General features: G+C 69.6%; 18 protein-coding genes and 1 pseudogene. 8 read left to right on the top strand and 11 right to left on the bottom strand.

Annotated elements, in window-relative coordinates:
• Positions 1 to 75 precede the first annotated feature (75 nt).
• Entirely contained in the window at positions 76 to 1,353 is a 1,278-nt protein-coding gene (locus E3T22_RS02780) for a M18 family aminopeptidase (protein ID WP_103461635.1), read from the top strand.
• 156 nt (positions 1,354 to 1,509) lie between these two features.
• Here the strand turns inward: E3T22_RS02780 and E3T22_RS02775 are convergent, their stop codons facing one another.
• Positions 1,510 to 2,994: a SulP family inorganic anion transporter gene (locus E3T22_RS02775; protein WP_134481292.1), complete on the bottom strand. Its 1,485-nt coding sequence runs from the start codon at positions 2,992 to 2,994 to the stop codon at positions 1,510 to 1,512.
• Positions 2,995 to 3,081: 87 nt separating this feature from the next.
• On the opposite strand from E3T22_RS02775, the gene E3T22_RS02770 reads away from it, so the two are divergent.
• Both E3T22_RS02770 and E3T22_RS02765 read left to right on the top strand, forming a co-directional pair.
• Complete coding sequence (locus E3T22_RS02770; RefSeq protein WP_088456783.1) at positions 3,082 to 3,705, top strand: MerR family transcriptional regulator; 624 nt, start codon at positions 3,082 to 3,084, stop codon at positions 3,703 to 3,705.
• Between the two features lie 32 nt (positions 3,706 to 3,737).
• Positions 3,738 to 4,742 carry a hypothetical protein gene (locus E3T22_RS02765; RefSeq protein WP_134481291.1) on the top strand — a complete coding sequence of 335 codons (1,005 nt, stop codon included), beginning with the start codon at positions 3,738 to 3,740 and terminating at the stop codon, positions 4,740 to 4,742.
• On the opposite strand, the gene E3T22_RS02760 is transcribed toward E3T22_RS02765, so the two are convergent.
• Positions 4,739 to 5,644 (bottom strand): oxygenase MpaB family protein, encoded by a 906-nt coding sequence (locus tag E3T22_RS02760; RefSeq protein WP_134408676.1) that lies wholly within the window; start codon positions 5,642 to 5,644, stop codon positions 4,739 to 4,741. The genes E3T22_RS02765 and E3T22_RS02760 overlap by 4 nt on opposite strands.
• 94 nt (positions 5,645 to 5,738) lie before the next feature.
• Between E3T22_RS02760 and menC the strand changes: the two genes are divergently transcribed.
• From menC to E3T22_RS02745, 3 genes are all read left to right on the top strand, one after another.
• On the top strand, positions 5,739 to 6,848 hold the full coding sequence (menC, locus tag E3T22_RS02755) for an o-succinylbenzoate synthase (RefSeq protein WP_134481290.1): 1,110 nt from the start codon (positions 5,739 to 5,741) through the stop codon (positions 6,846 to 6,848).
• 69 nt (positions 6,849 to 6,917) lie between these two features.
• Positions 6,918 to 7,289 (top strand): glyoxalase superfamily protein, encoded by a 372-nt coding sequence (locus tag E3T22_RS02750; RefSeq protein ID WP_103461632.1) that lies wholly within the window; start codon positions 6,918 to 6,920, stop codon positions 7,287 to 7,289.
• Between the two features lie 19 nt (positions 7,290 to 7,308).
• Positions 7,309 to 7,599 (top strand): hypothetical protein, encoded by a 291-nt coding sequence (locus tag E3T22_RS02745; protein ID WP_134481289.1) that lies wholly within the window; start codon positions 7,309 to 7,311, stop codon positions 7,597 to 7,599.
• Here E3T22_RS02745 and E3T22_RS02740 read toward each other — a convergent pair.
• A complete protein-coding gene (locus tag E3T22_RS02740) occupies positions 7,559 to 8,455 on the bottom strand; it encodes a DUF429 domain-containing protein (protein WP_134481288.1) in 897 nt (298 codons plus the stop codon). The genes E3T22_RS02745 and E3T22_RS02740 overlap by 41 nt on opposite strands.
• Positions 8,456 to 8,623: 168 nt before the next feature.
• Here E3T22_RS02740 and E3T22_RS02735 point away from each other — a divergent pair, with 168 nt between their 5' ends.
• Both E3T22_RS02735 and E3T22_RS02730 read left to right on the top strand, forming a co-directional pair.
• Positions 8,624 to 10,120, top strand: a complete 1,497-nt coding sequence (locus E3T22_RS02735) for a sugar porter family MFS transporter (RefSeq protein ID WP_088456776.1) — start codon at positions 8,624 to 8,626, stop codon at positions 10,118 to 10,120.
• A 118-nt stretch (positions 10,121 to 10,238) separates the two neighbouring features.
• A complete protein-coding gene (locus E3T22_RS02730; protein ID WP_134408672.1) occupies positions 10,239 to 11,738 on the top strand; it encodes a sugar porter family MFS transporter in 1,500 nt (499 codons plus the stop codon).
• On the opposite strand, the gene E3T22_RS19615 is transcribed toward E3T22_RS02730, so the two are convergent.
• From E3T22_RS19615 to E3T22_RS18960, 8 genes and pseudogenes are all read right to left on the bottom strand, one after another.
• A complete protein-coding gene (locus E3T22_RS19615) occupies positions 11,739 to 12,443 on the bottom strand; it encodes an RNase H family protein (protein ID WP_088456774.1) in 705 nt (234 codons plus the stop codon).
• A 30-nt stretch (positions 12,444 to 12,473) separates the two neighbouring features.
• Entirely contained in the window at positions 12,474 to 13,874 is a 1,401-nt protein-coding gene (locus E3T22_RS02720; protein WP_134481287.1) for a pyridoxal-dependent decarboxylase, read from the bottom strand.
• 30 nt (positions 13,875 to 13,904) lie between these two features.
• Positions 13,905 to 15,083 (bottom strand): MarP family serine protease, encoded by a 1,179-nt coding sequence (locus E3T22_RS02715; protein ID WP_088456772.1) that lies wholly within the window; start codon positions 15,081 to 15,083, stop codon positions 13,905 to 13,907.
• Positions 15,084 to 15,162: 79 nt separating this feature from the next.
• On the bottom strand, positions 15,163 to 15,441 hold the full coding sequence (locus E3T22_RS02710) for a DUF6510 family protein (protein ID WP_088456771.1): 279 nt from the start codon (positions 15,439 to 15,441) through the stop codon (positions 15,163 to 15,165).
• Positions 15,438 to 16,151, bottom strand: coding sequence for a ferredoxin reductase (locus E3T22_RS02705; protein ID WP_241983574.1), 714 nt, complete (start codon positions 16,149 to 16,151; stop codon positions 15,438 to 15,440). The genes E3T22_RS02710 and E3T22_RS02705 overlap by 4 nt, the downstream gene beginning before the upstream one ends.
• 32 nt (positions 16,152 to 16,183) lie before the next feature.
• Positions 16,184 to 16,777, bottom strand: a complete 594-nt coding sequence (locus E3T22_RS02700; protein ID WP_134481286.1) for a sulfite oxidase-like oxidoreductase — start codon at positions 16,775 to 16,777, stop codon at positions 16,184 to 16,186.
• A gap of 96 nt (positions 16,778 to 16,873) precedes the next feature.
• A complete protein-coding gene (locus E3T22_RS02695) occupies positions 16,874 to 17,260 on the bottom strand; it encodes a nuclear transport factor 2 family protein (RefSeq protein ID WP_088456768.1) in 387 nt (128 codons plus the stop codon).
• A gap of 45 nt (positions 17,261 to 17,305) precedes the next feature.
• A pseudogene (locus E3T22_RS18960) lies at positions 17,306 to 17,520 on the bottom strand (hypothetical protein); the annotation flags it as partial.

Here is a 17,520-nt window from a genome sequence, read left to right as displayed (position 1 = left end):
GGTGGCCTCCTCGTCTGGTCCCGAGAGTCGCACCGCTGGCCGCGCTTGTCGAGGTGCGGGTGGTTGGATGGAGTCATGACTTCACTCTCGGCATACATCGACGACTTCGCCAGCTTCATCACCGCGTCGCCGTCGTCGTACCACGCGGCAGCCGAGGCCGCCCGGCGGCTCGACGACGCCGGATTCGAGCGCCGCGACGAGGCGGATGACTGGACGGCCGGCACGAGCGCCGGCCGCTTCTACGTCGTGCGGGACGGCGCCATCGTCGCGTGGGTGCAACCGGCCGGGGCCACGCCGACCACTCCGTTCCGGATCCTCGGGTCGCACACCGACTCACCGGGCTTCAAGCTCAAGCCCAAGCCCACCACCGGGTCCTACGGCTGGCTGCAGGCCGGCGTCGAGGTGTACGGCGGTCCGCTGGCCAACTCCTGGCTCGACCGTGAGCTCGAGCTCGCCGGCCGGCTGGTCAGCACCGACGGGGTGGCGCACCTGGTGCGCACCGGCCCGTTCCTGCGCATCCCGCAGCTGGCCGTGCACCTGGACCGCACCGCCAACGAGGCTCTCAGCCTCGACCGGCAGCGGCACCTCAACCCGGTGTTCGGGGTGGGTGACCTCCGCCAGGCCGACCTGGTCGGGCATCTGGCCGCGCTCGCCGGGGTGGCGCCTGAGGACGTCGCCGGCTACGACATCCTCACCGCCGACACCAACCCGCCGGCCCGGTTCGGCCTGCACAACGAGCTCTTCGCCGCGGGCCGGATGGACAACCTTTCCTCGGTGCACGCCGGCCTGGTGGCGCTGATCCGGTCCTCGGGCAGCGAGGAGACCATCAACGTGCTCGCCGCGTTCGACCACGAGGAGCTGGGGTCGCAGTCCAGGTCGGGGGCGAGCGGGCCGATGCTCGACGACATCCTCAGCCGTATCGGCGATGACCTCGGTGCCACGATGTCGGAGCGGAAGCGCGCCTACGCCGACTCCTGGTGCGTCTCGGCCGACGCCGGCCATTCCGTGCACCCGAACTACCCGGAGCGGCACGACCCGGCCAACGTGCCGTTGGCCGGCCGGGGCCCGCTGCTCAAGATCAACGGTAACCAGCGCTACGCGACGGATGCGGCCGGTGCGGCCCTCTGGGCTCGCTGCAGTGCCGCTGCCGGCGTGCCGTTTCAGGAGTTCGTGTCGAACAACACGGTGCCCTGCGGCTCCACGATCGGGCCGCTCACGGCCACCCGGCTGGGCATCCGCACCGTGGACGTGGGCATCCCGCTGCTGTCGATGCACTCGGCGCGGGAGCTTGCCCATGTGAACGACCCGTTCTCGCTGTCCGCCGCGATCGGCGCGTTCTTCGCCGGGGCATAGGGGCGGCTCGCGGCACGCGTTGGCTCCCGCGGCACACCTTAGTTCCGGCGGCACGCGCTAGAACATGTGCCGCCGCGCACAACGTGTGCCGCGACGCACAACACGTGCCGCCGCGCACGTCACATGTCACGAGCGGGTGGCGGCAACCTGGCCGGGCTACAACTGCCCGGTGAGTCGCCCGTGCATGGCCCGGCTACGCTCGTCCAGGCCGTGGAAGGTGACCGTGGCGCCGTGCTGGCGGTACTTCGTTTCGACGGAGTCGAGCACCGCGACGGTGGACGCATCCCAGATCTGCGCTTGGGACAGGTCCACCTCGATGACGGCGGGGTCGACCCCGTAGGAGAACTGCTCGACGAGGTCGTTGCTGCTGCCGAAGAACAGCGGTCCGCTTACCGCGTAGCGCACCGACTGGCCGTCGTCGGCGAGCACCCGGTCCACACGCACCACGTGCGCCACCCGCCGCGCGAACAGCACCATGGCCAGCACGACGCCGGCGCCGATGCCGATGGCCAGGTTGTGGGTGGCCACGACCACGGCGACCGTGGTGAGCATCACGACGGTCTCGGGCACGGGCATCCGGCGCAGCGTGCCCGGACGCACACTGTGCCAGTTGACGGTGGTGATGGCCACGACCATCATCACGGCGGCCAGGGCCACCATGGGGATCTGCTCCATCAGGCCGCTGAGCGCGGTGACCAGCAACAGCAGGAAGGCCCCGGCCACGAAGGTGGAGATGCGGGTGCGGGCCCGGCCGAGCTTCACGTTCACGACGGTCTGGCCGATCATCGCGCAGCCGGCGATGCCGCCGTAGAGGCCCGCGAGCATGTTCGCGATCCCCAGCGCCCACGCCTCGCGGCCCTTGGGGGAGCGGGTGTCGGTGATGTCGTCGACGAGCTTGGCGGTGAGCAGGGTCTCCACGAGCCCCACGAAGGCCACGCTCAGCGCGGTGGGCCAGATGATCTGCAGGGTCTCCAGGTTCAGCGGTACGAGCAGCGGGGTGATGCCGGGCAGGCCGCCGGACACGTCGCCCTGGTCGCCGACGGTGGGCACGGCCAGGTGCCAGGTCATGGCGATCGCGGTGACCACCACGATGGCCACCAGCGGGGCGGGCACCACCCTGGTGAATCGGGGCAGCCCGAGCACGATGAGGATGGTGAGGGCGAACAGCGGGTAGACCAGCCACGGAACATCCAGAAGGTGCGGCACCTGGGCGACGAAGATCAGGATGCCCAGCGCGTTGACGAAGCCGATCATCACCGACCGCGGGATGAACCGCATCAGCCGGGCCAGGCCCGTGACACCGAAGAGGATCTGCACGATCCCGGCCAACAACACCGCGGGCAGCAGGTATTCCACCCCGTGGTCCTTCACGAGCGGCGCCACCACCAGGGCCACGGCGCCCGCGGCTGCGGTGATCATGGCGGAGCGGCCGCCGAGGAACGACATCGAGATGGCCAGAACCACCGAGGCGATCAGGCTCACCTTCGGGTCGACACCGGCGATGATCGAGAACGAGATCACCTCGGGGATCAGCGCCAGGGTGGTGACCACTCCGGCGAGCACCTCGACGCTGAGGGCCTTCGGCCGACGTAGGGTGGCGCGCACTGTCGGCGGGATGGGGATGGCGGGGCGTTGGGACACTGTGCAACTGTAATCGCGGTGTAACTGTGATCGCGCCGCAGCTCCCAGGTATAGACAGTGTCACTATCCGATAGCTAAACTATCTGCATGAGGATGGCGCAGCTGAGCACGACCAGTGGGATCCCGGTGGCGACGATCAAGTACTACCTGCGGGAGGGCCTGCTGCCGGCGGGGGAGCGGCAGGGTCCGAACCAGTCGTTGTACGGGCCGGAGCACCTGCGCCGGCTGCGCGTCATCCGTGGCCTGCTGGAGGTGGGCGGACTCAGCATCGCCGCCGCCCACCAGGTGATCGATGCCATCGACTCGGACCTGGGCCTGTCCCACACATTCGACATCGCCCAGCGCACGGTCTCGCCCCAGATCGACGGTGCGGCGCTGTCGCCCGAGGCCGTGGCCCAGGTCGATGCGGTGCTGAGCGGATGGCACGTGTCGCCGGACAATCCCGGCCGCCTGGCCGCGGCCCGGGTGCTGCAGACCTTCGCCGAGCTCGGCCAGCCCGACCTCAGCGGCTGGGTGCCCGGCTACGCGGCCGCGGCGCTCGCCGTGGCCGAGGCCGACCTCGACGAGATCGACGCCCGCACCGACCGCGAATCCAAGACGGAGATGGTGGTCGTGGGCACAGTGCTCGGCGATGCCCTCTTTGCCGCCCTCCGCCGAGCGGCGCAGGAGCACGTCTCCGCCCGCCGGTATCCAGCACCGCCCAACCCGTAAGTTCCCCCCCATCCCGTCAGGAGTTCGTCATCATGGCCAGTACTCGCACCGGAACCAGAACCGCGTTTCGCAGCACCCTGCTCACCGGCCCCGCGTCCGGCGCCCCGCCCACCATCAGGTGGCACCGAACGCTGCTCTGGCTCGCTCTCACGATGGCCGTGGTCGCCGCCGGCGCTCTGGTGGGCCTCGCTGTCGATCCCCGCACCGTCACCGGGGCGCCCCTCTGGGCCAAGCCGCTCAAGTTCGCCATCTCGGTGGGCGTCTACGCCGTGACCCTGTCCTGGCTGATCGGGCTGTTGCCAGCGGCTAAGGCTCGGTCTCGTCGACTGGCCTGGTGGGCCGGCACCGTCGCGGCCGTGTTCCTGGTCGTGGAGATGGTGATCATCGTGGGAGCGGCCGCGGCCGGCCTGACCAGCCACTTCAACGTGTCGACGGGGTTCCACGCTGCCCTCTGGTCGGTCATGGCGGCATCCATCGTCACGGTCTGGGTCGCCGCCGTGCCCATCGCCATCCTGTTGCTCCGCGCCGACCTCGGCGACGCGGGCCGGGCCCTCGCGATCCGCTCCGGGCTGCTCATCGCCCTGGTTGGCATGGGCCTGGCGTTCCTGATGACCGGACCCACCGCGGCCCAGCTCGACGACTACCAGGGCATCGTGGGCGCGCACACCGTCGGAGTCGCCGACGGCGGTCCGAGCCTGCCGTTGCTGGGCTGGAGCACCGTGGCCGGCGACCTGCGCATCCCGCACTTCGTGGGTATGCACGCCCTGCAGGTGCTGCCGCTGGCGGCCCTGCTGCTCGAAGCCCTCGCCCGACGGATGCCCGCCCTCGCCCGTCCGCTCGCGCGCCGCGGCATTCTGCGCGCCCTGGTCGGCCTCTACCTGGGCGTGCTGGCCCTGGTGACCGGCCAGGCCCTCGCCGGCCAGTCGATCGTGCAGCCGAGTGCGCCGGTCCTGGCCATCGCGGCGGCCCTGGTCGCCGCCACCGCCGGAGCCATCACCCGCACCCTCCTCCGAGAATCCCGCCGGGCGCGCGGCTAGGACACGGCGAGGCGGGCGATACGGGCCCGGGCCGCGTCCTCCGAGGTGGAGGACGCGCCGAGCAGCAGCCGCACCAGGCCGAGCACAGCGCCGGTGGCCCAGACCACGGGTAGGGGGCTGCGGCGAAGGCCCAGCATCCGTCGGTATTCGACCGGGATCGATGCCACGGCGCCGGCGAACATGATGCGGTAGAACGGCAGCATGCCGCGCCGGAGCGGCGGGTGCCTGATGAACCGCACGGCCTCCGCGACCCGGTCGCCGCCCATCAGCACACCCGCGTCGGAAAACGCCCGCAGTTGCGAAGCGAGCTCGGCGTCCGTCCGGGGCGGGTCCTGCACGCCGACGAGTTCGCCGGCCTTGGCCCACTCCCGCACGTATCTGTCGGCGCCGCCGGGGATCGGGCCGCCCCAGAGCCTGTGGCTGGCCAGGAAGGCATCCGTGAACACCACGTGCACCCAGGACAGCAGCTCGGGGTCGCCGGCAGAGTATGGCCGCTGAACACCCTGCGCGTCGACGTAGCTACCCACGACCCGTTCGTGGAACCGGCCCACCCGGCCCGACTCACGCTCGGCCTGTTCCGTGGCGGCGAACGTCACCGTGACCAGCCACTGGATGGTGCCGCTGAGCCGGCCGAGCGGATCCTCCCGGTACCTGGACCAGTCGTGCACGCCGGCCATCGCGCCAGGGTGCAGGGTCTGCATGAGCAGCGCCCGGATGCCCGCGACCATGGTGGCCATGCCGCCGTGCACCGCCCAGGACGCCGAACCCGGGCCGAAGAAGCCGGCATCGTCGCCCAGCTCCATGGTGCCGACCCAAGCCGGTCGGCCCTCGTCGTTGCCCGAGAGGGTGACAAGCAGGTGCGAACGCCAACTGCTCACGAATCCATCAACGAGGCTGCTCATTCTTCGAACCCTAATCGACGATCCCGTGCGGATGGCTGGGCATGCGCTCCGAAATCCGGTGTGGCTAGACTCCGTTCATGAAAAGCGCCGGCACATGAGAATCGAGAACATCGAGCTGCGCCGGGTGAGCCTGCCGCTGGTGCGGCCGTTCCGCACCTCGTTCGGCACCATCACCGAACGGGAAATCACCCTGGTGCACGTGTCGACCGCCCACGCCGAGGGCTGGGCGGAGTGTGCCGCCGAGGTGCGGCCGCTGTACAGCTCGGAGTTCATCGATGCCAGCGACCTGGTGATCCGCGACCACCTCATCCCGCGGCTGCAGGCCCTCGGTGACGACCTCACCGCCGAGCGGGTGGGCTCCGCCCTCGCCCCGGTCAAGGGCCACCAGATGTCCAAGGCCGTGTTGGAGGCGGCCATCCTCGACGCCCAGCTGCGCCAGAGCGGCCAATCCTTCGGCGGCTACCTCGGCGCAGTGCACGACACGGTGCCGGCCGGCGTCTCGGTGGGCATCATGGACACCGTCGACGAGCTGCTCGAGGCCGTGGCCGGCTACCTCGCCCAGGGTTACCTGCGCATCAAGCTCAAGATCGAACCGGGCTGGGACCTCGCCCCGGTGCGTGCCGTGCGCGAGAGGTTCGGCCCCGACCTGCTGCTGCAGGTCGATGCGAACACCGCATACACGCTGACGGATGCCCGGCACCTCGCCCGGCTCGACCCGTTCGACCTGCTCCTGATCGAGCAGCCGCTGGGCGAGCGGGACCTGCTCGGGCACGCGGCGCTGGCCCGGCTGATTGGCACCCCGGTGTGCTTGGACGAGTCGATCGAGTCGGCGCAGGACGCCGCTGCGGCGATCAGCCTGGGCGCGTGCAGCATTATCAACGTCAAGCCGTCGCGGGTGGGCGGCTACCTCGAGGCCCGCCGCATCCACGACGTGGCCGCCGCGCACGGGGTGCCGGTCTGGTGCGGCGGGATGCTCGAGACGGGAATCGGCCGGGCCGCCAATGTGGCCCTCGCCGGCCTGCCCAACTTCGTGCTGCCGGGGGACACCTCGGCCTCTGACCGCTACTACGCCCAGGACCTCACCGCCCCGTTCGTACTCGAGGACGGGCACCTGCGGGTGCCGACCGGCCCGGGCACCGGGGTGCAGGTGCTGCCCGACGTGCTGGCCGAGGTCACCCGGTCGCGCAGCGACATCCGCTTCTAGCGGCGGCACCCGCTCCGTCGTAGGCTGGCGCCGTTCGAGTGACACTCAGCCCATCACCGGAGGTTCGCCATGGACATGAAGATCGAACTCGTCAGTATCCCGGTCACCGACGTCGACAGGGCCAAGGCGTTCTACGTCGACCAGGTCGGCTTCAACGCCGACTACGACCAGAGGGTCAACGAGGCCATGCGGTTCGTGCAACTGACCCCGCCGGGATCCGCGTGCTCGATCGTGCTCGGCGAGGGCATGACCGATATGCCGCCCGGCTCGCAGCGGGGCGTGCAGATGGTCGTCGCCGACGCCGATGCCGCGAGGGCCCAGCTGGTGGCCGCGGGCGTGGAGGCCAGCGAGGTGGACGAGCAGGACTGGGGTCGATTCGTGTACTTTTCCGACCCCGACGGCAACACCTGGTCGTTGCAGCAGCTGCCGCCGCCTGAGTGAGGCCCCGTACTCTGGGGCAATGCCGTCCTACCGCGTGATCATGTCTATCGGCGCCCGGCAGCCTGGGGTGCGACCGGAGGCCGTACTGCCCGCCGCCGCCGGCGCCGCCGCGGAGCTCACCACCGTGGAGGCCTCCGACCTGGCCGTGGTGGCCGGGTCGGCCCGCGCCACGGTGCGTTTCACCGCCGACGACGGCACCGCCGCATTGGCCATCGGCGACCACGTCGTTGCGAAGACCCGGCGGGTCGCCGCCCCGGTGAGCTGGCTGGTCACCGAACGTGTGAAGGGGCGCTGGCTGCCGGTGCGCTGAACGCGGCGGCAGCGAGTGCGGCGGCCCGGACACGGTCGTCGCCGCGACGCTGCTCAAGGCGGGCCGGCGCGATGATGGTGCCCCGGCGACCGTCCACGACCAGCGGGTCAGCGGCACCGAGGACCTGGCTGCGTGCGGTGCCGTAGCGGTGCCAGAGCGACGCCGTCCAGGCACAGAGCAGCGCGTCGATGAGATCCTCGCGGTGCTTGTAGGCGGCATCGGCCAACGGTGTCGGCTCGGTGACCAGGCTGTCGGATGCCGCGTGGGTGGCCAGGTCCAGTGGCGGCGAGGCCGCGTGCAGTCGCCACATCCGCTCGATGAGGTCGTCGCAGACCAGGGCACGCTCGGCGCGACGTTCGAGGACCGGGAGGGCAGACCCCATCCGCTTGTATCGGGGCCGTTTGTCGTCGTAGCCGAACTCCGGCGCGCCAACCAGGGTGGTGTAGGGGTAGCACTCCAGGAAACTGCACATCTGTGCACCGACGGGGGCAAGGCCATCGGTGTAGGCCCAGCCGAGCTGCTCCAGCCGGCCGCGCAGGGTGACCCCGCCGAGACGCGGCAGGGCCTGATTTGAGGTGTTGGCCGCCACGTGCCAGCGACCGTAGCGAGACCCGGTTTCCCGTTCGCACTCCCGCATTCCGGTGGGGTTGTTCACCACGAGCGGTGCGTCGATGGCGAGGACTGCGCCCGGCTCGCCTAGCCGCTGGATCCAGTCGACGACCTCGTCGATGCCGCGGGCCCACCCTGCCTCGATCACCCGGCCGGTCTCGTCGATGCAGGCGAGCCCGCTCTCATTGGCCGGTTTCGCGGCCGTGCCTTCTGCCCAAGCCAGATCCACCCCGAGGAATCGCGTCATGGGCCATACCTACCACGCTCGGTGCGCCCGCGAAAGATGACCGAATATAGCGGCTCCCGCAACATTTAGGGCGTTTGACTCCATCTCTTGGTCCCCCCGAGTGCGGGCCAGGCGTAGTCTTCACGGATTGCCCAGACGGCGATGACCAGCGAAAACGAGGAAGTTTCTATGCAAGCCACGACGGAATTGACGAGAGAAGCGACACCGACGGTCACGCCGGCGACAAATCGTAAGGTCATCGCGCTGGCCATCGCCGGGGCGTTCGGAGGGTTCCTTTTCGGGTTCGACTCCTCCGTGATCAACGGGGCGGTCGAGGCCATTCAGGGTCAATTCGGCCTCTCCGAAGCCATCACGGGGTTCGCTGTCGCCAGCGCCCTGCTCGGAGCTGCGACGGGCGCCTACCTCGGCGGCGGTTTCGCGGACAAGTTCGGCCGTATCCCGGTCATGCTCGTCGGCGCGATCATCTTCTTCGCCAGCTCTATCGGATCCGGGCTCGCCTTCGGCGTCGTCGACCTCATCCTCTGGCGGGTCGTCGGCGGCATCGGCATCGGGCTCGCTTCGGTCGTGGCGCCCGCGTACATCGCCGAGATCTCACCACGGCAGATGCGTGGCCGGTTGGGCTCGCTGCAGCAGCTCTCCATCACCATCGGTATCTTCGCCGCATTGCTCTCCGACGCCATCTTCGCCGCTACCGCCGGCGGCGCCGGCCAGATGTTCTGGTGGGGCCTGGAGGCCTGGCGCTGGATGTTCCTGGTCAGCGCGGTACCGGCCCTCATCTACGGAGTCGTCGCTCTGCTGCTACCCGAGTCGCCGCGCTATCTGGTGCTGCACGACAAGGAGCACAAGGCCCGCGAGGTGCTCGAACGGGTGCTGCCGCACGGAGATGTCGACCGTGAGATGCGCGAGATGAAGGCCTCGATCCAGGACGATGTGCGGGCCAGGCGCACCGGCTCGCTCCGTGGCCCGGTCTTCGGCCTCAAGCCCATCGTGTGGGTGGGCATTCTGCTGTCGGTGTTCCAGCAGTTCGTGGGCATCAACGTGATCTTCTACTACTCGACCACGCTGTGGAGCGCGGTGGGCTTCGAGGAGTCCAGCTCGCTGACCATCTCGGTGGTCACGTCGGTGACGAACATCCTGGTCACCCTGGTGGCGATCGCCCTGGTCGACCGGATCGGCCGCCGCCCCATCCTGCTGGCCGGTTCCATCGGCATGACGGTGTCGCTGGCCACCATGGCGATGGCGTTCAGCCGGTCGGTCATGATCGACGGCGAACTCGCCCTGCACGGCGCCTGGGGACCGATCGCCCTCGTCGCGGCGAACGTCTTCGTCATGTCGTTCGGTGCCTCCTGGGGACCGGTGGTCTGGGTTCTGCTCGGGGAGATCTTCCCGAACACCATCCGTGCTAAGGCCCTCGGCCTGGCTGCCGCCGCCCAGTGGGTCGCGAACTTCCTCGTCACCGTGACATTCCCGCCGATGGCAGGGCTGTCACTGCCGCTCACCTACGGCGTGTACGCCCTGTTCGCCGGGCTGTCGTTCGTGTTCGTGCTCACGAAGGTGCCCGAGACCAACGGGATGTCGCTGGACGAGGCAAACACTCTGTTGCCGAATAAGAACTCCGCAAAGCCGAAGGCAGCGACGAAGGCGAAGCCGGTGCTGCGGCGTTAGTCGGGTGATCGTCGGAACGGCGGCATCCCGCTGTGTGTCATCCGCTGGTGCGAGGCAGGCGTAGGATTTTCGGGTTGCCCAGACGGCGAAGACACCAGCGAATGCGGGGGAAGTGGCGATGACTAACAGGACAGAACCGAAGAAGGACCGGACGCCGGCCGGCACATCGGCTGGCGGGGATGGCAAACCAGCGACAAATCGTAAGGTCATCGCGCTGGCCATCGCCGGCGCGTTCGGAGGGTTCCTCTTCGGGTTCGACTCTTCGGTGATCAACGGTGCGGTCGAGGCCATCCAGGGGCAGTTCGGCCTCACCGAGGCCATTACCGGGTTCGCCGTGGCCAGTGCCCTGCTCGGCGCGGCCACCGGCGCCTTCCTCGGCGGACGGTTCGCGGACAAGTTCGGGCGCATCCCGGTGATGCTCGTGGGCGCGATCGTGTTCTTCGCCAGCTCGATCGGCTCCGGACTCGCGTTCGGGGTGGTCGATCTGATCGTCTGGCGCGTCGTCGGGGGTATCGGTATCGGGCTCGCCTCGGTGGTCGCCCCCGCCTACATCGCCGAGATCTCGCCACGGCAGATGCGTGGCCGGTTGGGCTCCCTGCAGCAGCTCTCGATCACCATCGGTATTTTCGCCGCCCTGCTCTCCGACGCCGTGTTCGCGTCGACGGCCGGCGGCGCCAGCGAGATGTTCTGGTGGGGGCTGGAGGCCTGGCGCTGGATGTTCCTGGTCGCGGCCATCCCCGCGGTCGTGTACGGCGTGATCGCGCTGCTGCTGCCCGAATCGCCGCGCTTCCTGGTGCTGCACGACAAGGAGGAGAAGGCGCGCGAGGTGCTGCACAAGGTGTGGCCGCACGGCGACGTGGACCGTGAGCTGCGCGACATGAAGGCCTCGATCGAGGACGACACCCGCGCCAAGCGCACCGGGTCGCTGCGCGGCCCGATGCTCGGTCTCAAGCCCATCGTCTGGGTGGGCATCATCCTGTCGGTGTTCCAGCAGTTCGTGGGCATCAACGTGATCTTCTACTACTCGACCACGCTCTGGAGCGCGGTGGGCTTCGAAGAGTCCAGTTCGCTGGCCATCTCGGTCGCGACGTCCGTGACGAACATTCTGGTCACCCTGGTGGCGATCGCGCTGGTCGACCGGGTCGGCCGCCGGCCCATCCTGCTGACCGGTTCCATCGGCATGACGGTGTCGCTGGCGACTATGGCCGTGGCGTTCAGCCAATCGGTCATGGTCGATGGCGAGCTCGCGCTGCAGGGTGCGTGGGGACCGATCGCCCTCGTGGCTGCGAACGTCTTCGTGATCTCCTTCGGTGCCTCCTGGGGACCGGTGGTCTGGGTGCTGCTCGGGGAGATCTTCCCGAACACCATCCGCGCCAAGGCTCTCGGCCTGGCCGCGGCCGCGCAGTGGATCGCGAACTTCCTCATCACCGTGACGTTCCCGCCGATGTCGGCCTGGTCGCTGCCGCTCACCTACGGCATGTACGCCCTGTTCGCCGGCCTGTCCTTCTTATTCGTGCTCACCAAGGTGCCGGAGACCAACGGGATGTCGCTGGACGAGGCCAATACGCTGCTGCCGAACAAGAACGCCGCGAAGCCGAAGGTCAAGCCGCGGCGCTAGTCAGATCAGGTCGCGGAGCAGCTCTTCCGGGCTGACTCCGCGGCCGCTCGCCCGGCGCTTGAGCCGGCCGAGTTCCTCTGCGCTCAGCGAGACCTGCACGGTGTGCGGGCGCTCGACCTCGAAGTCGAACAGGCCGAGGTCGGCGGATGCACGTGGTGCGGCAAATTTCGCCGGCGCGGTCTTCGCAGCCGGGGTCGTTGCTGGGGCCGTCTTCACAACCGCGGCAGCCGGCACCGGCCCGCCGGCCACGAAGCCCGGCCCGGTGGGGATCGTGGCATTCCGTTGGTACGCCTCGGAGACGGCACGGGCGCGGGAGTCGGCGGCCTCGTTGAGCGGGTGGTTCGCGTGGCCCTTGACCCACTCGAACCGGTACTTGCGGCCCACCAGGGCCTCGTCGAGCTCCTGCAACAGGTCGAGGTTCATCACGGGCTTGCCGTCGGCCTTTCGCCAGCCCTTGGCCTTCCAGCCGCGCATCCACTTGGTGATGGCGTTGATGACGTACTGGCTGTCGCAGAGCACGAGCAGGTCGTCGTCCACATGCGCGGTGGCGCGGAACAGTTCGAGGACGGCCTTGAGCTCGCCTTGATTGTTGGTGGCGTGCTTCCAGCCGCCGGCGGCCCAGTTGTTGTCGTCGATGTACCAGGCCCAGCCGGCCGGTCCGGGGTTGCCAAGGGCCGAGCCGTCTGCGGCGGCGGTGATAGTCATGAATCCAGTCTGCCAGCTGGGCGAGTGGGGTCACTCCCGGTCGGCGGTGGTGACCGTGGCCAGGGCGCGCGCGACGGCGTCGACGGCCACAGCCACATCGGCGGCATCCGTGGACCAGTTGCTGACCGAGATGCGCAACACCGCCCGCCCCGACCAGACCGACCCGGACATCCAGACCGCCCCGTCCGCGATGAGGGCCTGCGTCACCCGGACCGTGCGGTCATCGGTGCCGAACGAGACCGACACCTGGGTGAAGACCACGTCGTTGAGCACCTCGACACCGGGCAGCGCCGCCAACCCTGTGGCGAGGGCGCTGGCGTTGTCGGCGAGTCCCTCGACGAGGGCCACCGTGCCGCTGCGACCGAGGGAGCGCATCGCCGCCCACACCGGAACGCCGCGCGCGCGTCGGGACAGCTCGGGCACCAGATCCATCGGGTCGGCGGTGCCGGCGTCGTCCCGCACGAAGTAGCTGGTGTGTGCCGCGAACGCGGACCGCGCGGCGGCCGGGTCGGCGACGATGGCGATGCCGCAATCGTAGGGAACGTTGAGGGTCTTATGGGCATCCGTCGCCCACGAATCGGCGGTGTCCAGTCCGGCCAGGGCGGGAGCCCAGCGGGGGCTCGCTGCCGCCCACAGCCCGAAGGCGCCGTCGACGTGCACCCAGGCCCCGGCATCGTGGGCCAACCGAATCGACTCGCGCATCCGGTCGAAGCTGCCCGAGTGCAGATTGCCGGCCTGAAGGACGACCAGGCTGGGACCGGTGACCGTCGCCAGTGCGTCCGCCAGGGCGTCGGGACGGATGCGCCCCTGCGGGTCGGCGGCGACGAGGGTCGGTTCGCCCAAGCCCAGGTAGCGCAGGGCGAGGATCACCGAACTGTGCACCTCGGCGCCGGCCAGTACGCTCACCCGTGGTGCGCCGGTCAGGCCATCCCGGTTGACGTCCCAGCCGACCGCGCGGAGCACCGCGCCTCGGCCGGCGGCCAAGCCGACGAAGTTAGCCATCGTGCCGCCGGTGGTGAAGCCCACTGCGCTCGAGGCTGGCAGATGCAGCAGGTCGAGAATCCAGGCACCGGCTCGTTCCTCGATCGCCGCGGTCGCCGGTGTCGCATAGCGCAGTCCGCCGTTCTGGTCCCACGCGCTCACCAGCCAGTCCGCCGACAGGGCCGCGGGCAGGGTGCCGCCCATCACCCAGCCGAAGAAGCGGCCGGAGCCGATGGCCATCAGTCCGGGTTCGGCCAGCGTGGCCAGCTCGGCCACCACCGCGGCGGGATCGGCAGGTTCCTCTGGAAGGGCGCGAGCGAAGGCCGCCGCCAGCTGGTCGACCGGCGCCGCCGGTTTCACGGGCCGGGACGGCAGCGAATCCAACCACTCGGCGGCGGACCGAACCGCCTGCTCGAGCGGGGCCCGGTAGTCCTCTGGCCGAAAAGTCATGCGGTCACCATACCCCCGCTTCCGGTGGACCTAGCCCTGGATGCAGGTACCGGAACTGACCATAGCGGAGAGGCCGTCGGCCTGGTCGACGACCGGGGCAACCTCGGACATAGCCAGGGCGTAGCCCACGTTGGCGGTATTGGCCGCCTTGGCGAAGATCACGCCGGCCACCCGGCCGTCGGCGCTGAGCAGCGGCCCGCCCGACTCGCCCTGCTGCACGTCCGCGGCGAGCGTGTACACGGCCCGGGCGGTGGGGGACTGGCCGTAGATGTCGGCGACGAGCACCGAACCCACCGACATGACCCTGGCCGGATCGGAGTCGAACGGCCCGCCGAACGGGTAGCCCAGGCTGACGCCCTCGCTGTCGACGGCCAGGTCACCCTGCAGGGTCAGCGGTGCGGCGGCCAGACCGGGTACGGCGATGATCGCGAGGTCGTCGACGGGGTCGAAGTAGACGATCTCGCCGGTCAAGGCACCGGCTCCCGGCACCTCCACGACGGCTTCGGTGACCCCGGCCACAACGTGGGCGTTGGTCATCACGCGTTCGGGGGCGATCACGAAACCCGACCCGGACTGACTCTGGCCGCAGGCGACGGCGTTGCCGGTGATACGCAGCACGGATGCCGCGGCAGTGTCGAGCGCGGCGCTGTCGAGCTGGGCCTCTGGCAGGGTCGGGCTCTGGCCGCCGAAGGCATCCGCGATAAGGGGCAGGCCGTCGTCGACGACGGTGGAACGCAGCTGTGCGAGGAAGCTCTTCACTGGATCGGGGGTGACCGAGTCGATGGTGCGCACGACCCCCGACGAGGCGATGGCGGAGGTGAGCGGGGGAATGCCCAGGGCGCCGACGCTGAACGCGACCATCGACATCACGGCGGCGGCGGCGGCCACGCCGATCACGGCGCCGAAGAGCCTGTCGACGCCGCGCAGCTTGCGCGGGGTGCGGCGGCGGAGGGCCAGACCGATCGACTCACCGATGGTGAGCCCGGCAATCACCAGCAGCAGCGCCGCGGCGATGGAGGCCGGAGTGCGCCACTCGGCGGCGGACACCCAGGTGGGCACCAGCGGCACCACGAAGTACGCCGCGACGGCGCCGGCGACGAGGCCCAGCACGCCGCTCAGGCTGCCGATCAGGCCGCTGCGGTAGCCGGCGCCCAGACTGGCGACGAGCAGCACGACCAGAATGACGTCGAGAATGACCGATCCCTGCATGCACACTCCAGCTCGAAGGGCGGAGGAACCGCCGAACTCAGCCTAAGCGGGTGGAAGCGGGTATTAGCTGGGAAGCCCGTCAGCCGCGGCGCAGCTCGATGAAGCTCAGGCCGTGCAGGTCGAGGCAGACGCTGTCGCCGGTGTCGACGAGCCGCATCAGGATCTCGGCGCAGCCTGGGCAGCGCAACAGCAGTCCGTGGGAGTTGGGGTACAACCGGGCGGTGGCCAGGGCATCGATGCGGCCGCAGGAGGCGCAGCGGCCGCGGGCGCTGACGACGTCGATGGCGAAGAACTCGCTGAGCGGACCGGCGGCGGCGTTGCCGTCCAGGTAGTCGAGGTCGTCGAGGTTGTCGGTCACGGTCTGGTCCCGGTGCCGCCGTAGCGTTCGGTTTTGATCCGATCGGGGGAATGGCCGGCCTGCACGAGCCAGTCGGCGACGCTTTCGACGAAGGCGGTGGCGCCGCAGACGAACACGGCGGGGTTGTCGGCGGCCGGTAGCACGCTCTCCACCAGGGTCGCCGCATCCAGGCGCCGGGGTGGCCGGCCACTGCCGGCCGGTGCCTGGCGGGTGTACACGACGGAGACATCGGCGAGCGGCGAGCGGGCCAGGTCGTCGAGTTCGGCACCGTAGTAGACGGCATCGGGTGCGCGCACCGAGTAGAGCAGGCGGAACGGGGCGGCGGCGCCGGGGGAGGCGGGGTCGGCGGCCGCGTGGGCGCGGAGCATGGCCATCAGCGGCACCACTCCGGAGCCGCCGGCGATGAGTTGCACGGGCGAGGGATCGGCCGGGTCCCAGACGAACCAGCCGCCGACCGGGCCCCGCACCTCCAGCTGGTCGCCCACGGCAACCTGGTGCACAAGATAGGGCGACACCTCACCGTCGGCCAGCTCCTCCACCGTGAGGTCGAATTCGTCCCCGGGTGACGCCGACGCGACCGAGTAGGAGCGCACGGCGGTGTACCCGTCTGTGGCGGTGAGGCGCACGTCGACGTGCTGGCCGGCGCGGTGCCCGGTCAGGCCGGGCAAGCGCAGACGCAGGGTGCGGGCGGTCCGGGTCTCCGGGGTCACGCCGATCACCTCCGCCACTCTCCAACCGGTTCTCACCAGTAGCGCTCTTCGCGCCAGGGGTCGCCGTACATGTGGTAGCCGTTGCTCTCCCAGAAACCGGGTTCGTCCTGCCGGAGCATCTCGAGTCCGCGCACCCACTTGGCGCTTTTCCAGAAGTACAGGTGCGGAACCAGCAGGCGGGCAGGGCCGCCATGGGCCGGTTCGAGTGCCTCACCGTCGAACTCGTGCGCGATCCAGGCCTTGCCGTCGAGCAGGTCGTCGAGCGGAACGTTGGTCGTGTAACCGCCGTAGGAGTGCGCCATGGTGAATTCGCAGTCGGACTCGACCGATTCGAAAAGGGTGTCGAGCGAGACGCCGCGCCAGCTGGTGCCGAGCTTCGACCAACTGGTGACGCAGTGGATGTCGCGGCTCACGTCATCCTGCTGGAGCGCGAGGAACTCCGTCCAACTCCAGCGGTGCACCTGGCTGGTCTCGGTGGTGATGGTGAACTCCCACTCCTCCGGAGTGATCCGCGGGGTGGGGCCGGCTGAAAGCACCGGGAACCCGTCGGTGAGGTGCTGGCCGGGTGGGAGAGTCGGGTCGTCGCGGCGGCCGCGGCCGAAAAAGCCTGAGGAGACGATTCCCATGACGGTGTCCTTTCTGCGGCGGGTTCCTGTGTCACCCCTGTTGTAGCGTGTGCCGGGACGATTCACCAGTGTCACGACTCCAGTCGGGCGTGGCCCTCAGCTGTCTTCGGTCGGCCGGGCCTGGTCCATCCACCACTCGATGAACTCCCGGGCCCGGCCGTCTGGAGCGAAGCGGATCACCCAGAGGTTGCTGTAGACCGGACCGGCCGCGTAGCGCGTGACGCCGTCGATGATGGACATCTCGGGGGTGATCATCAGCGGCGACCACTCGAAGGTGAAACTGTCGGGCTCGTCGGCGTGATCCAGCCACCCAGCGACAATCGCTGGGCGTCCGCGCCGTGGTTCCCCGAACGGGTCGGTGTAGTACTCGGCATCTTCGGTGAAGAGTGCGTTGATGTGATCGGGATCGTTCGAGGACCAGGCCTTGAGGTACCCCTGCATCCATCGGGTGGTGGCGTCCGGGGTATCAACGGGCTCGTTCATGCCCTAGTTGTAGCGCGTGCACCGGAATCCGGCCAGAGGCGGCGGTCAAAACGGGGGAGGGCCGTCGATTCCGAGTCTCGGTGTGCGGCTGTCGTGGCGGGCGGTGACGTAGCTGGCGGGGTCGTAGGTGGTGGGGTCGGTGTTGGTGGGGGCTGAGGTGTAGGTCTTGCCGGCGGGGGTGGTCCAGGTGAGGGCGCCGCCGGGGCCTTGGCGGGTGGTGAAGCTGGATTGGTGTTTGAGGCGGTGGCAGGCCTTGCAGA

The organism is Cryobacterium sp. TMB3-10 (assembly GCF_004402305.1).
Lineage (GTDB): Bacteria > Actinomycetota > Actinomycetes > Actinomycetales > Microbacteriaceae > Cryobacterium > Cryobacterium zongtaii.
The sequence above is the reverse complement of the archived record's forward strand: the minus strand, read 5'-3'. Positions and strand labels throughout refer to the sequence as shown.

Coding starts and splice junctions, on each gene's coding strand:
- E3T22_RS02715 (WP_088456772.1), bottom strand. CDS start 15,083: ATGCAGGGATCGGTCATTCTCGACGTCATTCTGGTCGTGCTGCTCGTC.
- E3T22_RS02760 (WP_134408676.1), bottom strand. CDS start 5,644: ATGAGCAGCCTCGTTGATGGATTCGTGAGCAGTTGGCGTTCGCACCTG.
- E3T22_RS02695 (WP_088456768.1), bottom strand. CDS start 17,260: ATGAACGAGCCCGTTGATACCCCGGACGCCACCACCCGATGGATGCAG.
- E3T22_RS02745 (WP_134481289.1), top strand. CDS start 7,309: ATGCCGTCCTACCGCGTGATCATGTCTATCGGCGCCCGGCAGCCTGGG.
- E3T22_RS02780 (WP_103461635.1), top strand. CDS start 76: ATGACTTCACTCTCGGCATACATCGACGACTTCGCCAGCTTCATCACC.
- E3T22_RS02730 (WP_134408672.1), top strand. CDS start 10,239: ATGACTAACAGGACAGAACCGAAGAAGGACCGGACGCCGGCCGGCACA.
- menC (WP_134481290.1), top strand. CDS start 5,739: ATGAGAATCGAGAACATCGAGCTGCGCCGGGTGAGCCTGCCGCTGGTG.
- E3T22_RS02770 (WP_088456783.1), top strand. CDS start 3,082: ATGAGGATGGCGCAGCTGAGCACGACCAGTGGGATCCCGGTGGCGACG.
- E3T22_RS02735 (WP_088456776.1), top strand. CDS start 8,624: ATGCAAGCCACGACGGAATTGACGAGAGAAGCGACACCGACGGTCACG.
- E3T22_RS02765 (WP_134481291.1), top strand. CDS start 3,738: ATGGCCAGTACTCGCACCGGAACCAGAACCGCGTTTCGCAGCACCCTG.
- E3T22_RS02740 (WP_134481288.1), bottom strand. CDS start 8,455: ATGACGCGATTCCTCGGGGTGGATCTGGCTTGGGCAGAAGGCACGGCC.
- E3T22_RS02700 (WP_134481286.1), bottom strand. CDS start 16,777: ATGGGAATCGTCTCCTCAGGCTTTTTCGGCCGCGGCCGCCGCGACGAC.
- E3T22_RS02720 (WP_134481287.1), bottom strand. CDS start 13,874: ATGACTTTTCGGCCAGAGGACTACCGGGCCCCGCTCGAGCAGGCGGTT.
- E3T22_RS02750 (WP_103461632.1), top strand. CDS start 6,918: ATGGACATGAAGATCGAACTCGTCAGTATCCCGGTCACCGACGTCGAC.
- E3T22_RS19615 (WP_088456774.1), bottom strand. CDS start 12,443: ATGACTATCACCGCCGCCGCAGACGGCTCGGCCCTTGGCAACCCCGGA.